Origin of the sequence: Staphylococcus caledonicus (genome assembly GCF_016238465.1) — a bacterium.
GTDB lineage: Bacteria > Bacillota > Bacilli > Staphylococcales > Staphylococcaceae > Staphylococcus > Staphylococcus caledonicus.
In genome coordinates this window covers 1-362 of sequence record NZ_JABTXV010000020.1, presented here as the reverse complement: position 1 = coordinate 362, position 362 = coordinate 1, and the positions used below count along the sequence as shown (strand labels likewise).

Here is a 362-nt window from a genome sequence, read left to right as displayed (position 1 = left end):
GGATCAAACTCTCCATAAAAATTTATGATGTTTGATTAGCTCATAATACTAAATAATGTTTGTAACATTTAAGTTACTTTATTGGAATTAACGTTGACATATTGTCATTCAGTTTTCAATGTTCATTTTTTATTATCACAAGAAATAATTATACTCGCTATTGATTATAAAGTCAACAACTTTTTAATATTTTTCTATAGATTAGCCACAAAAAAATGACCTATCGGTCAAAGTGGTTGCCTGGCAACGTCCTACTCTAGCGGAACGTAAATCCAACTACCATCGGCGCTAAGGAGCTTAACTTCTGTGTTCGGCATGGGAACAGGTGTGACCTCCTTGCCATTGTCACCAGACAAGTGAAT

1 rRNA gene is annotated in these 362 nt (G+C 34.3%); it reads right to left on the bottom strand.

Annotated features, from left to right (window positions below):
- Positions 1 to 238: 238 nt before the first annotated feature.
- Positions 239 to 353 (bottom strand): 5S ribosomal RNA (gene rrf / locus HS848_RS12550).
- Positions 354 to 362 lie beyond the last annotated feature (9 nt).